Below are 13,821 nucleotides of genomic sequence, written 5' to 3'. Positions count from 1 at the left end.
GACATTCTATTGTTTTACTTTTGCCTTTCTCACCTTTGCATTCATAGGCTTAAAAGGTATACTTATGTCAAAAAATAATTTCAACCGTAGTTTCGCTATTATTCTCGGTATTAATAATTATGAAAATGACATCCCAAAGCTGGAAACAGCAGCTCCAGATGCTTTAAAACTAGCTCAAATTATCCAAGATCAACATACACATCTCAAACAGCAATATCAAGCGCAAAATCAGTATGAAGTCCAGTTGCTGTTGAATCAACGCGTTACCCTCAAAAAGCTTAGGGAATTAATTGAAAATTTTAAAAAAGGACAGATATTTCTGGACAACAAAAAAGTCACGGTAACTAAAGACGATCGCGTCCTCTTTTACTTTGCTGGACATGGAATAGCTGACAATGCTATGGATAATGAAGATGGACCAGTAGGTTACCTCATCCCTCAAGATGCCACTGATGATAAAAGCACCTACTTGCCGATGCAAGATTTACATGATGCTTTGAACGCACTTCCGTGTCGGCATATGTTAGCAATTCTAGATTGCTGCTTTGCTGGAGCTTTTCGTTGGGGAAGCCTCAAGCGAAACATTGTGCCCAAAGTCACAGTTTATAAAGAACGCTACGATCGCTTTATTAGTGATGCAGCTTGGCAAGTCATTACTTCAGCGGCTGACGATCAAAAAGCTTTGGATTCTTTGGGACAGCGCGGGACAGTTATCGACGGGGATGAGATTCACTCTCCCTTTGCCAAAGCTCTTTTTGATGCTTTACGTGGGGGACCTGATGAAGGTCCCGACTTTAATAAAGATGGTATCATCACCGCAACTGAGCTTTACTCATATTTGCGGGATCAGGTTGAAATTCTTACAGAAAAACACTACAAGCGACAAACCCCTGGTTTTTGTCCGCTCAAAAAACATGATAAAGGCGAATTCATCTTTTTGTTGCCTAATTTTGAGCGAGATAAATTGGCTGATGCACCACCACTTAACGTAGAAAATAATCCCTACCGAGGATTGCAATCTTACGACGAAAAAGATAGTAGCTTATTTTTTGGAAGAGAAAATCTGATCAAACAGCTTTATCAGCATGTGGTTTCTGAACAGCACGCTTTGACAGTGGTATTGGGTGCTTCTGGAACAGGAAAATCTAGTTTAATGAAAGCTGGTTTTTTACCGCGCTTGCGTCATTGTCAGGAGTATCAGTTTCAGATTTTACAACCGATGCGACCAGGGGAAAATCCCTTGCAAGCACTAGCACAAGTGTGTTCACCAATTGCAACTGCAATCACTGCTGAGGAACTGGCAAAAGATGAATACGCTTTAGCAACTATTGTTGAAAACAGGTGTAAGGCTGACCCCAAAACTCAATTATTACTGCCAATTGACCAGTTTGAAGAGTTGATAACTCTGTGTAATAATGACCAAGAACGAGAACAGTTTCAGAAATTAATTAAAAATGCAATTGCCAAATTTTCAAAACATATCGATGTAGTTGTTACCCTGCGACTCGACTTTGAAGCGCAGTTTCAAAATTCTGTTCTCAAAGACTTTTGGAATGATGCTCGGTTTGTTGTACCACCCATGACTCAGGATGAGTTACGAGAAGCAATTGAGAAACCCGCATCAGAAAAAGTGGTGTACTTTGATCCTCCCAGCTTGGTAGATGAACTTATCAATGAAGTCGTACAAATGCCAGGTGCTTTACCTTTGCTTTCTTTCACCCTTAGTGAATTGTACTTGAAGTATTTGGAACAACGAAGAGATAATCGTGCCTTAACAAAGGAAGATTACAAAGAATTGGGAAGAGTCGTTGGTTCTTTGACTAAGCGTGCTAATCAAGAATATGATCGCTTAGTTGCAGAAGATGTTGCTTATCAAAATACAGTGCGTTGGATCATGCTGCGGATGATTTCATTGCAGGGTAGGGAGTTAGCACGGCGACAGGTTCCCAAGTCGGAACTGGTGTATCCTGATAAGGATGAAACTGAGCGAGTAAATACGGTCATCCAACGTTTGTCTGAAACTCGCTTAATCGTTGAAGGTTCTAATTCTCAAGGTGAACCTTATGTAGAACCAGCCCATGATGCTTTGGTGCAGGGTTGGGATAAGATGCTGAAGTGGAAAAAAGATGAGGAAGAAAATTTAATTTTGCAACAGCGGCTAACGCCTGCGGCTAATGATTGGCACAATGAGGAACGACCTGAAAGTTATCTGTGGAATACTAATCCTCGTCTCGATTTGCTACAAGAGGTGATTAAGAATTCACAGGAGAACTGGCTTAATCAACTAGAGATGGAATTTGTCAAAAGCAGTATTGTCAAAAGAGACGAAGAAGATATTAAGGATAAAAAACAGATTATAAGAATACTCTATAGAGCCGCTGAAGCTCTTTTGGCTGCAAATCAAAAGTTGGAAGCACTAGTTGAAGCTGTCAAGGCGGGAAAAGAACTCAAGAAGTTACAACTTAAGTATTCATTTTGGAAAGATGCTGAACTATGCGCTCAAGTGAGACGAACACTACAAAAGACGATGTATGGAGTCAAAGAACGAAATCGTCTCAACATTCCGAATGATTCAGATAAAGTAGTTTTTAGTCCCAATGGTCAGCTGTTAGCTATAGCTCAAGTTGATGGTACAGTTAGTTTATGGGATCGAACCGGTAAACAATTGTCTGGATTTAAACCATTTAATGTAGGAGGGCAGGTTTGGAGTTTCAGCTTTAGCCCTGATAGTCAGCAGCTTATTACTGTTAGTACTGATGAAGTAGTTAAATGGTGGAATTTGAACGGACAACAAGTAGGAAAGGACTTAAAGCAACCTGGAATCATTAACCAGGTGATGCTCGGCTCAAATGGGAGGTTGATGATATTCAGTGATAATAAATTGAGAGATTTAGAAAGTGGAACTCAGTTAGCTGAATTCCCTGACGAAGGAATAGGTTATGACACGTTTAGCCCCGATGGTAAGCTCATAGCAACTGGTACTGCTGGTGATACTATCAGCATATGGAACGTCGATTCCAAAAAGAAAATAGTTGAGATCAAAGATTTTCCCTTCTTCAACTCAAATATTCCTGTCAGCATAAGTTTTAGTCCAGATAGCAAATTTCTCGCTGCTGCTGGATATCAAGACGATACTGTTTATTTATGGGATTTAAAGGGTAATCAGTTAGCTAAATTCAACGCTAACCAAAATGGAATTAAAGATATCAGTTTTAGTCCTGATGGAAAGCAGTTGGCTACTATCGGTATTGATGCTACTCTCAGAATCTGGCAAAACCTAGAAGGAAAACAGTTAGCAGAACTTAGCCTAGATGATGTTAGCGAGATCAGCGTTAGTTCAGATGGTCAGCTACTAGCAGTTAGCGATAGTCAAAGAATTATTCTATGGAACTTGAGAAAGCGACAACAAGTATCACAATTTCCACAACAGTTTACTGATATATCAGAACTTCATTTTAGTGCTGATAACCATTTACTAGCTGTTAGTGAATACAAGGGCACTATTCATTTGCTGGATTTAGAGAATCAGCAACAGTTAGATACATTTAAAGGAAATGACATCGGATACAGTCAGGGTACGTTCACTCAACAAAACTACGGTCTTTTTTTCCAAGGACTCAGTTTAAGTAAAGATGGTAATTTGCTAGCTATTGGTGGCGATAACACTATTACTGTTCGCAGTCGTAATGGAGAGCAATTAGTGACATTTCCTGAAGGTCCTGCCCCGGAAGAAGGGAACATAGTTCCCAATTGGGTGCAAGCTACTGCTTTTGACCCCAGTGGTAATCTACTTGCTAGTTCTACTGTGGGTGGAACGGTTCGCCTATGGAATTGGAAACAACGTAAAGAAATTTTGCCAAATCCAATTGAGGCTAATACAACTCAGACTTTCAGTGTGGTTTTCAGTCCTAAAGGAAATCTAATCGCGACTGCTGGTTTAGATGGCTCAACTAATGGAGTCCGTTTGTGGAATCTCTCAGGCGAGAAATTAGCAGAGTTTAAAGGTCATCTAGGAAAAGTCAATCAAGTTATTTTCAGCCCAGATGGAAGTCTTCTTGCTACTGCTGGTAACGATGGTACTGCTCGTATATGGGATTTATCCGGTCAGCAGCTAGCAGAATTTAAGGGGTTTGATTGGGTTGAAAGCATGGCGTTTAGCCCAGATAGCAAACAATTGGTAACTGTGGGATTTACTTATGGAACCAATGATTCTCCAGGATTGTGGCGGGCAGCACTGTGGCAAATTGAAGACCTGGATGAATTATTGGTGCGAGGGTGCGAATGGGTAGGCGACTATCTGAAGAATCACCCCAACGTTGATGAAAGCGATCGCCATCTGTGTGACGATGTACCATCAACCGCCGCAAATCCCGACAAGTAAGTTGCAGTAAAAGCGATCGCATGAAAATCTTGATAGTCACGGAACTGTATTAAAGTACATTTATGTCAAAACATGATTTTAACCGTAGTTTCGCTATCATTCTCGGTATTAATAATTATGAAAATGGCATCCCAAAGCTAGAAACGGCAGCTCCAGATGCTTTCAAACTAGCTCAAATTATCCAAGATCAACATACACATCTCAAACAGCAATATCAAGCGCAAAATAAGTATCAAGTCCAGTTGCTATTAAATCAACGCGTTACCCTCAAAAAGCTTAGGGAATTAATTGAAAATTTTAAAAAAGGACAGATATTTCTGGACAACAAAAAAGTGACGGTAACTAAAGACGATCGCGTCCTCTTTTACTTTGCTGGACATGGAATCGCTTTGGAAGCTTTAGACAATCAAGAGGGACCCGTGGGTTATCTCGTTCCTCAAAAAGTATTACAAAGAAATCGATGCGAAGAATGTGCGATTACAAGCCTCAGTTTTAACCAAGATGGCAGTCAACTTGTGAGCGTTGCCCAAAACGGTATTACCCATTTATGGAATTTATCTAACAACCAATCTCGGCAATTTCAGATACCTCAAAACAAAATCATCAAAGCAGGTTTCCAACGCAATGGTCAGTTATTGTTCTTTACTACAACTCCAGATGGTAAAACTGTGAGTGTATTTGACTCCTTGTCGCGAAAGTTAGGTCAAACCAAAAAACTGGAAGCAGAGGTTGATGGAGTAGTCCTGAGTCCCAATCTTGAGCAAGCCGTAATTGTCTACGGTTCATCTACAACCACCGTGGCTAGTGAAAGTTCTTTGTGGAATTGGCAAAAAAACGAGTTGCAAAAGTTGCCAGGTCAGAACTTCGAGACTCACTTTAGCCGAGATAGTAACAAGCTTGCTGCTACAGGATTCAATGACGGTACTATACGCTTATGGGACTTGAACACTAAGAATATGAGGGAAATCAAAGCACATAATGGTAATATCAACAGTCTCAATTTTCGCTCAGATGGTAAAGTTTTTGCTACTGCGAGTGCTGATGGTACTCTTCGTCTTTGGACTTTGCAAGAACAACAGCCAGATCAATTGCAAGAACTTGCACAACTTCTACCCAAAGTTAACAGTCTCACATTTAACCGAAATGGCACACTCATAGCAACTCAAGCTGTAGATAGAACTATCCACTTGTTAAATGTGTCTAACAAGCAAGAAAAGCAGTCATCCCGATCTTTGTAAGAATCTATCAGATTTAGCACCAACCGCCGCAAATCCTAACAAGTAAGTTGCACTAAAAGCGATCGCCCTCTGAAACTCCTGATTTTACAAGATCGCAATTGTCAACAATCAATAGGATTTGATTTGACACGCACTTGTATGATCACGAGCTAGTCCTAAGCCGCCAATAACCTCGACAAGACTAGTCATTCATTGGCAGCTATCTCCCACATCATCTATTAATTCATCAACAAGTTTTCTTAGCCGTTCTTGCCAGTCAGGGATGGCTTTCAGCTTTTCCTTGACACCTTTACGCACACAGAATGACACTGGTGACTTGTCAAAAGGTTCCTCATTAAAAGATTTTGCACCAAGTTTATTATTTTTCTGGAATGGCATACTTCAATGTTTTATATGTTACTATCTTCACGCATAACACAAGTATTGAGGTGACGCATCGGGACAAAGAAATGAGCTTTTTATCCAGCAGCATCACTACCTAAGAAATACCAAACCACCCTCCCGTATCACCTCCCGCCCAACACTCTCCCTCACAAACGGAGAAATTTTCGTCTGCCAGTCGCTTAAACTCCTCTACAGCAGTGATATCTTGTTCCTCATAGCCAGCAGGGTGAAAAATTCTGCCAATGTATTTTCCTCGTAAACGAATTTGTCCAATGACATAAATGCCGTCTCCAACGCTGTAAACGCCCTGACTAGGATTGCGGGAGTAAATTGCAATATAACCTCCATCATTGCGTTGATAGCGATTGACCGTTGGTAAAATGCGCTCTTGGTAGCCCGGTACGGGATGATTGATCACACTCCCCTCACCTACATATACTCTGAAATCTTCACAAAGGATCCGGTTTTCCATACAGTTTTCACAATCAATGTTGTTTTTTATCCTAGTCTAGTAAAGCACCGCAAACCTAGTAGACGGAAGCGATCGCCTCCAACGCTGCACTCTTTTGTTATCACCAGCCTTTTAAAAATTGCCGATCGTTTCTAGGGCTTTCAACTTGAACGCAACACAAAGCGATTGTTTAGGGGTTGCACAGGTCTGGCATCAATGGATATTAAGTCAGCAAATCGTTGGACTTGATTTTGTGAGATTTCAATAGGCTGCTGCATCACAATCCAGTTCACTCCTTGGGAGCAGGGTGGCGTCGTCAGAGAGCCAAAGTAGCGGTAAACCTTTCGGTCTTTTGGTAAAAATTGCTCTGCATTTACCTTCACTGTCTTCACTAGTTGCTCCGGTTCGTTGCGATTTGGGAATGCGTCCCAGATCGGTTGCAAGGCAGCATTGTGTTGTCCCTGCTTCAATAACACTCCAATCACAGCTAATGCACCAGCCTCATTGCGATGCACTAGATGCAGTTCCATGTCAAATGGTTTTTTATCAATGGTGTGTTCACTGGGGTCATGGAAGTGAAATTGCACCAGATTATAGGTCTGATCGTCCAGCTTAATTGAGCTTCCTGGTTCATAGTTCACTTGGATGGTATGACCGTTATTGACGATTCGTAGAGGAGTTTGCTTATAATCAATTTCAATCGGTGACAGTCCCGCTGCGACCGCTCCCTGCAAATCAATTGGCGATTGCTGGATTCCCGTTTTGCACAGTTGAAATTCGGGAGACAGGTTGCCCCAATTCTGGGAACCGCTTTCTCCGATATAGCCCCAGTTAACTTCCTTTCCAACAGCCGCAGACGCCAACGATGGGAAACTGGCACCGAACGAAATTTCCAACGCCCCAAATCCAAAGAGTTTAAGTAAGGTTCGTCTATCCATTATTGTTAACCTAAAGTTCTAAACAGCATTTTTTAACTAATAAGCGTGAATGAGTGCAACACAACCGTTTTGACTGCTCGGACTGTTCACCAAACACAACCGTTAATTCAAATCTTACTTTATTTAACTGCAACTACTGAATCAACTTCACTGTCCCTCTAATTAGCGATACGCCGACTTCCAGAGGCGAGCTAGCGCTGCTGCTTTGCTACAGATTGCCAGCCTTCAAAGAAAATATCGCGCTGATGCACAAATCAATGACACCTTGTCAAACATTAAAATTTTCTCAAAAAACGCACTGTAAAGGATTGTTGCAATACCATTACATTGGAATCTATCTATAGATTTTGGCTGATTATAGGGGGTAGCTTGTGGAATTTTTGTCGGATTCAGTTGTGCTATCACGTATGCAGTTTGCCCTAACTGCATTATTCCATATGCTCTGGCCTGTCCTAACCACAGGTATGGGAATTTATCTGGTTATTGTTGAGGGGGTGTGGCTGAAAACTCGTAATCCTGACTACTACTACCATGCCCGTTTTTGGTCTAAGTTTTACGTCCTGAATTTTGGGATTGGTGTCGCAACGGGCATCCCAATGGAGTTTCAATTTGGCACCAATTGGTCACGCTTTTCCGAAGCAGCTGGTAACTTTTTTGGCAGTGTGATTGGGTTTGAAGCTTCTTGGGCATTTATGCTAGAAGCTGCTTTCTTGGGTATTATGCTGTTTGGTTGGGAACGCGTCAATCCTATCATTCACTACGTTTCTACCATCCTGGTTGCAGTTGGCGCAAACTTATCAACTCTGTGGATTTTAACTGCAAACTCTTGGATGCAAACCCCAGCTGGTGGGGAACTTGTTAATGGTAAGTTTATTGTTCATGATTATTTTGCGGCGATCGCCAACCCGTTCATGAAAAACAGTGTCCTCCATATGTTCTTTGCCACATTGGAGACTTCTTTGTTTGTCATTGGTGGAATTAGCGCTTGGTATATTCTCAATCGTCGTCACGAAGCTTTCTTTTCCAAGTCTTTGAAGATAGCATTGGCTGCGGCGATCGCCGTTGCACCATTGCAGATTTACATCGGGCATTTGAGTGGTGAACAAGTCTATCACTACCAACCTTCAAAACTTGCTGCAATGGAAGCGCAGTGGGAAACGACACCTGCTGGACAATCTGCAGATTGGAGTTTGCTCGCTATACCCAACGACAAAGCACAGAAAAATGACTGGGAAATTACCGTTCCCAATGCCCTTGGATATATTCTGGAATTTAAGCAAAAACTCACATACCCAGTACGCGGATTGAGTGAGTGGAAACCAGAAGACCGTCCTCACATGATTGGTCTAATTTACTACGCTTTCCGCATCATGATTGGGATTGGGTTTTTCTTCGCCGGATTAATGCTATTGAGTGTCTTGCAGTGGTTACGTGGTAAACTCTCTGCTGAGAATATTACTCAACAGCGTTGGCTGATGCGTGCGTGGGTTTTTGCGGCTCCTTTAGGATACATAGCCGTAGACTCCGGCTGGATTGTGCGTTGTGTGGGACGACAGCCGTGGATTGTTTACGGGCAGATTCGCACGGTTGATGGGGCATCCAATATACCTGCTAGCAATGTCTTAGCCTCACTCACTGGCTTTACTGTTGTCTACAGCATTTTGTTTGTTGCGGTTTTGTACTTTGGTAGCCGCATTATTCGCAGAGGTCCAAATTTAGAACTTCCTCTGCCAGGTCTAGAACCCGATGAACCCGCTGTGGACACCACTCCAGCAGAGTTTGTGCCAGATGATCGTCCTGTTGAAGCAGAACAGTAAAAAAATTCAAAATTCGTCTTGGAAAGTTTGCTACGGAGGGAAACCAACGCCCTTCGGGTATCTCCTGCGGAGACGCTACGCGTAAGTCCCAAAGGGACACGCTTACGCGAACGCCCTTGGCGTGCGCTTTGCGCTTACGCAGTCGCCTCTGTCGGGAGACCCCTTCGGGTTCGCCAGATGCCTGCGGAGGGAGACCCTCCCGCAGCACTGGTCTCACCTCCTGCAGCGCTGTCTCACCAGATACCTAGGTCGGGAGACCCTCCTGCAGTACTGGCTCCTCCTGGCAACTTTCCGCAAAATTCAAAGTTCAAAATTTAAATCATCAATTCTTTGGATTTTTGAAGAATTTGAAAATTAACACATTTATGCTCTCAACAATACACTACATCCAAAGGAGGTTGTATGGAGACGCTAGAGTATTTTCTGCCCCAGGTATGGTTTGTGGTTTTAGCCTTATTCTTGTTGCTGTATGTGACGCTAGATGGATTTGACTTAGGGGTAGGTATCTTATCTCTAACTTCAAAAGATCAAGAACGTCGTGGCATTTTAATGACAAGTTTGAGCAACATTTGGGATGCGAATGAAACTTGGCTGGTTCTTATGGGAGGAGGTCTTTTTGGAGCATTCCCGCTTGCTTATGGCACAATTCTCAATGCGCTTTACATCCCAATTTTTGTTATGATATTTGGGTTTATCTTTCGGGCTGTAGCGTTTGAGTTTCGGGAGCTATCAAACCGAAAACTCTTTTGGGATTTTGCCTTTGGTGCAGGGAGTTTTGTTGCAGCACTTGGTCAAGGTTTCTCCCTTGGTGCTGTGCTAAAAGGGATTGCTGTTGATGAGGCTGGTCACTTTATTGGGACATCTTGGGATTGGCTGAGTTGGCAGTCTGTACTGGTAGCTCTGACTTTAATTCAAGCATATGTCCTTATTGGCTCAACTTATCTGGTTTGGAAAACGACAGAGGAGTTGCAAACAAATCACTACAGAACTGCTAAAATTGCAGCTTGGACTACATTAATTGGTGCCATTTTCATCACAATTTCAACACCAATATTTTATGAAAGTGTAAGGATGCGGTTGTTTCAGCAGCCACTCGTTTACATCTTTGCCGTTATTCCAATATTAGGAGTTCTGCTCATTTGGCAACTTCTCCAAAGCTTAAACCGTAAAGAAGAAAGAGCACCTTTTCTCTGGACAATTCTTCTTTTCGTTCTCACATTTCTGGGACTGGGGTTGATTGTTTTCCCCTATATCATTCCAGTGAAGATTACCATCTATGAAGCATCTGCTGACCCCAGTTCGCTTGTTATTATGATTATCTTCATTGGCTTCCTCATCCCCATCATGCTGTTCTATAACCTTTACCAGTACATTGTTTTCCGGGGCAAAGTGACTGGCGGTCATTACGAGGGTTAAAGTATTGGAGACTGACTTGTGAGAGTCTGCTCCAGATAAACACGGATAATTTAACGGACACTTGCTGGATTGTCAGGCGTTACCTGCTTACAGCAGTGTCCTCATCTGTGGTTCTAAATATCTATGAACCAGACTTTTGCAAGAAGTTTAATCTCAAAGCTATTATGAAAATGATTATCATAATAGTTAAGCTTGCATGGAAACTCCTCCACCATCCCTTCCCAGTAAAATTGATCTAGCAATTATTGGTGCTGGACCTCACGCTCTTACTTTAATCACCCATCTGCTGCAAAAACGGCAGACTATGCGGGGTAGATTTATGGTACTTGACCCCAGTGGCAGCTGGATAAGGCGATGGCAACATCAATTTGCAGGTTTTGAAATTCCTCACTTGCGTTCCCCTGCAGTTCATCATCCTGATCCTAATCCGTTTGCTTTGCGGAAATTTGCGGAATCGCGTTCTCATGAGTTGTTTGCTCCCTACGATTTGCCAGGAACTAAATTATTTGAAGATTTTTGCTTTGATGTCATTCGCCGCTTCCAATTAGAAAATCAAGTTTATACCAGTGCAGTAACTCGTATTGAACCTTTGCCTCACCCGATTCATCCACAATTTCGCTTATGGTTGCAAGACGGACATACCTTGACTGCGCGGCGGGTGGTGCTGGCAACTGGTAACGGAAAACTTCAAATACCAGATTGGCTAAAAGAGATTCCGTCAGGATATCCCCAGGATAAACTTTTTCATTCACAAACAGTGGATTTAGGTAAATTGCGATTGACAGGTGAAAGAGTATTGATTGTAGGTGGTGGGTTGACAAGTGGACATTTAGCAGTCGGTGCGATTTCTCGTGGTGCAAAAGTTCATCTGATGATACGACGACACTTGCAAGAAAAACTTTTTGACGCTGAACCGGGTTGGTTGGGACCAAAGTATCTCAAAGGGTTTTTTGAAGAGTTGGATTTTGAAAAGCGCTTTTCTATGATTCAGCAAGCGCGTAATGGTGGTTCTATGACGCCTGCGATGGTGTTTCAACTACGCCGAGAAATGCGTAGCGGGAACTTGAGAATTGATGAAAATTGCCAAGTGCTGAAAGCTGAGTGGTTGGGTAAGACTTGGATAGTGAAGTGTGGTGATGGTAGCGAATATGAGTGCGATAGCATTTGGTTATCAACAGGAACCCGCTTCGATGTAACTGCTGAACCACTACTGACTGAAATCTTACAAACTTACCCAATTCCGATAGTTAATGGCTTGCCCGTTTTGGATACTCATCTGGGTTGGCAAGGTTGCGAATTATTTCTGATGGGTGGGTTAGCTGCTTTGCAAGTAGGACCAACAGCGCGCAATCTATCAGGTGCGAGAATGACGAGTGAGAAGATTGTGCCAGCGATTATCAAACCACGTATTGCGCTTTCTTATGCCAGAAGTGCTTGATACTTTAGTGTATAGTCTAAAAAAAAGTGGCTTTTTGAACTTGGTCAGTACAATTGTGTTATGGTTTGGCATCAGCGTTACCATGACGGTCCGCTACACATTTGGCTACGCTCACTAATAGTGTCCCAAACCCAGTGACTAAATTAATTGACATCTTACAACCAAGGCGTGAGATCCTAAGAAACAGTCAACAGAGTCAACCAAGTGTGAGCGAAATGGAACAACATCAAAAGCCAACGGTTGTGATCACAGGTGCATCATCAGGAGTCGGTTTGCAAGCGGCGAGATCGCTTTCCCAAAAGGGATGGTATGTGATTATGGCTTGTCGAAATATCCCGAAAACAGAAAACGCGGCTCAAAGCTTAGGAATGTCGCCTGACAGCTATACAATCATACATCTGGATCTAGCTAGCTTAGACAGTGTTCGCCAGTTTGTGAACAGCTTTAGGGAAAGCGGTAGATCCTTGGATGCTTTGGTGTGCAATGCTGCAGTTTATCTGCCTTTATTAAAAGAACCTTTGTACAGCCCAGACGGATATGAATTGAGCGTTGCTACGAATCACCTCGGACATTTCCTTTTGTGTAACCTTATGCTAGAGGATCTGAAAAACTCAGGTGCGAAAGAGCCTCGACTCGTCATTTTGGGCACTGTGACAGCTAATCCTAAGGAGTTGGGAGGTAAGATTCCGATTCCAGCGCCTCCAGACTTGGGCGATCTCCAAGGCTTTGAAGCAGGTTTCAAAGCGCCTATCTCAATGATTAACAACAAGAAGTTTAAATCCGGTAAGGCATACAAGGATAGCAAACTCTGCAATGTGTTGACCATGCGCGAGCTGCATCGGCGCTATCATGAGTCAACGGATATCATATTCAGTTCTCTGTATCCCGGATGTGTAGCAACAACAGGCTTGTTCCGCAACCACTTTCCCCTGTTCCAGAAACTATTCCCACTTTTCCAGAAGAACATCACAGGGGGGTTTGTGTCTGAGGAATTGGCGGGCGATCGCGTCGCCCAAGTCGTAGCTGATCCTGAATACAACAAATCTGGTTCCTATTGGAGTTGGGGGAATCGACAAAAGCCCAATCGCAAGTCTTTTGAGCAAGAGATGTCTAATGAGGCGCTAGACGATAAAAAAGCTCAAAAACTTTGGGATTTAAGCGCCAAGTTGGTTGGATTGGCGTAAGGAAGATAGTGCTTTTTTGTTTGTGGCGATACGCCGCCAGAAGTCTGCCCTTGGGGCGATCGCCTTCACCCTTGGAAAATTAATCAGCGGATGGGCAGATAAATCTGTACTTGATTCAAATGAGAAGCGCTATATACATGCTGCTTGGGTAATTGCGTAATAAGTGATTCATGAAATCAAAGATACTCGTAACACACATGTTATAAAAATTATTACAATGAGCATACAAGTATAAAGAGCAACGTTATGCCAGAAATTACCTCTGTGCCACCTACAAAAATTGGGAGGATCCCAATTTTGCAAAAAACGGTAGTGGGAGCATCTTGCTCCCTAGTTTCTAACTGAAGCGGGCAAGATGCCCCGCAGTCGCCACAACGGGAGCCAGCGCGAATGACGGCTTTCCCGACAGAGGCGTCTGGCGTTGGGGAACCCCCGCAAGGCGCTGCTCTCCGCAAGGCGCTGCTCTCCGCACTACAAAATCAAATAATTTTACACATTTGGGATGCTCCCGAAAAATTCAAATTCAACTGCCATGTTTTTTTTCCTAAAACAGCTTTAGGTAAGTTAACTTATC

10 protein-coding genes are annotated in these 13,821 nt (G+C 42.8%); 7 read left to right on the top strand and 3 right to left on the bottom strand.

Going from position 1 to position 13,821, the window contains the following annotated elements; translation table 11 throughout:
- Positions 1 to 64 precede the first annotated feature (64 nt).
- Positions 65 to 4,381 carry an nSTAND1 domain-containing NTPase gene (locus DP114_RS10770; RefSeq protein ID WP_171976075.1) on the top strand — a complete coding sequence of 1,439 codons (4,317 nt, stop codon included), beginning with the start codon at positions 65 to 67 and terminating at the stop codon, positions 4,379 to 4,381.
- A gap of 62 nt (positions 4,382 to 4,443) precedes the next feature.
- Entirely contained in the window at positions 4,444 to 5,619 is a 1,176-nt protein-coding gene (locus tag DP114_RS10765; protein WP_169264926.1) for a WD40 domain-containing protein, read from the top strand.
- A 189-nt stretch (positions 5,620 to 5,808) separates the two neighbouring features.
- Here the strand turns inward: DP114_RS10765 and DP114_RS10760 are convergent, their stop codons facing one another.
- The 3 genes from DP114_RS10760 to DP114_RS10750 form a co-directional block, all read right to left on the bottom strand.
- Positions 5,809 to 5,997 carry a hypothetical protein gene (locus tag DP114_RS10760; protein ID WP_169264925.1) on the bottom strand — a complete coding sequence of 63 codons (189 nt, stop codon included), beginning with the start codon at positions 5,995 to 5,997 and terminating at the stop codon, positions 5,809 to 5,811.
- A 100-nt stretch (positions 5,998 to 6,097) separates the two neighbouring features.
- Positions 6,098 to 6,475, bottom strand: a complete 378-nt coding sequence (locus DP114_RS10755; protein ID WP_171976074.1) for a hypothetical protein — start codon at positions 6,473 to 6,475, stop codon at positions 6,098 to 6,100.
- A gap of 140 nt (positions 6,476 to 6,615) precedes the next feature.
- Positions 6,616 to 7,392 (bottom strand): carbonic anhydrase, encoded by a 777-nt coding sequence (locus DP114_RS10750; RefSeq protein WP_169264923.1) that lies wholly within the window; start codon positions 7,390 to 7,392, stop codon positions 6,616 to 6,618.
- Positions 7,393 to 7,763: 371 nt separating this feature from the next.
- Here DP114_RS10750 and DP114_RS10745 point away from each other — a divergent pair, with 371 nt between their 5' ends.
- From DP114_RS10745 to DP114_RS10725, 5 genes are all read left to right on the top strand, one after another.
- Positions 7,764 to 9,209, top strand: a complete 1,446-nt coding sequence (locus tag DP114_RS10745; RefSeq protein WP_171976073.1) for a cytochrome ubiquinol oxidase subunit I — start codon at positions 7,764 to 7,766, stop codon at positions 9,207 to 9,209.
- A 402-nt stretch (positions 9,210 to 9,611) separates the two neighbouring features.
- Positions 9,612 to 10,625, top strand: a complete 1,014-nt coding sequence (gene cydB, locus DP114_RS10740) for a cytochrome d ubiquinol oxidase subunit II (protein ID WP_169268497.1) — start codon at positions 9,612 to 9,614, stop codon at positions 10,623 to 10,625.
- Positions 10,626 to 10,821: 196 nt separating this feature from the next.
- A complete protein-coding gene (locus DP114_RS10735; protein ID WP_171976072.1) occupies positions 10,822 to 12,063 on the top strand; it encodes an FAD-dependent oxidoreductase in 1,242 nt (413 codons plus the stop codon).
- Between the two features lie 215 nt (positions 12,064 to 12,278).
- Positions 12,279 to 13,247, top strand: coding sequence for a protochlorophyllide reductase (locus DP114_RS10730; protein WP_171976071.1), 969 nt, complete (start codon positions 12,279 to 12,281; stop codon positions 13,245 to 13,247).
- Entirely contained in the window at positions 13,234 to 13,407 is a 174-nt protein-coding gene (locus DP114_RS10725) for a hypothetical protein (RefSeq protein WP_169268495.1), read from the top strand. The genes DP114_RS10730 and DP114_RS10725 overlap by 14 nt, the downstream gene beginning before the upstream one ends.
- Positions 13,408 to 13,821 lie beyond the last annotated feature (414 nt).

The organism is Brasilonema sennae CENA114, assembly GCF_006968745.1.
Classification (GTDB): Bacteria; Cyanobacteriota; Cyanobacteriia; order Cyanobacteriales; family Nostocaceae; genus Brasilonema; species Brasilonema sennae.
This window is presented reverse-complemented; position numbering and strand designations above follow the sequence as displayed.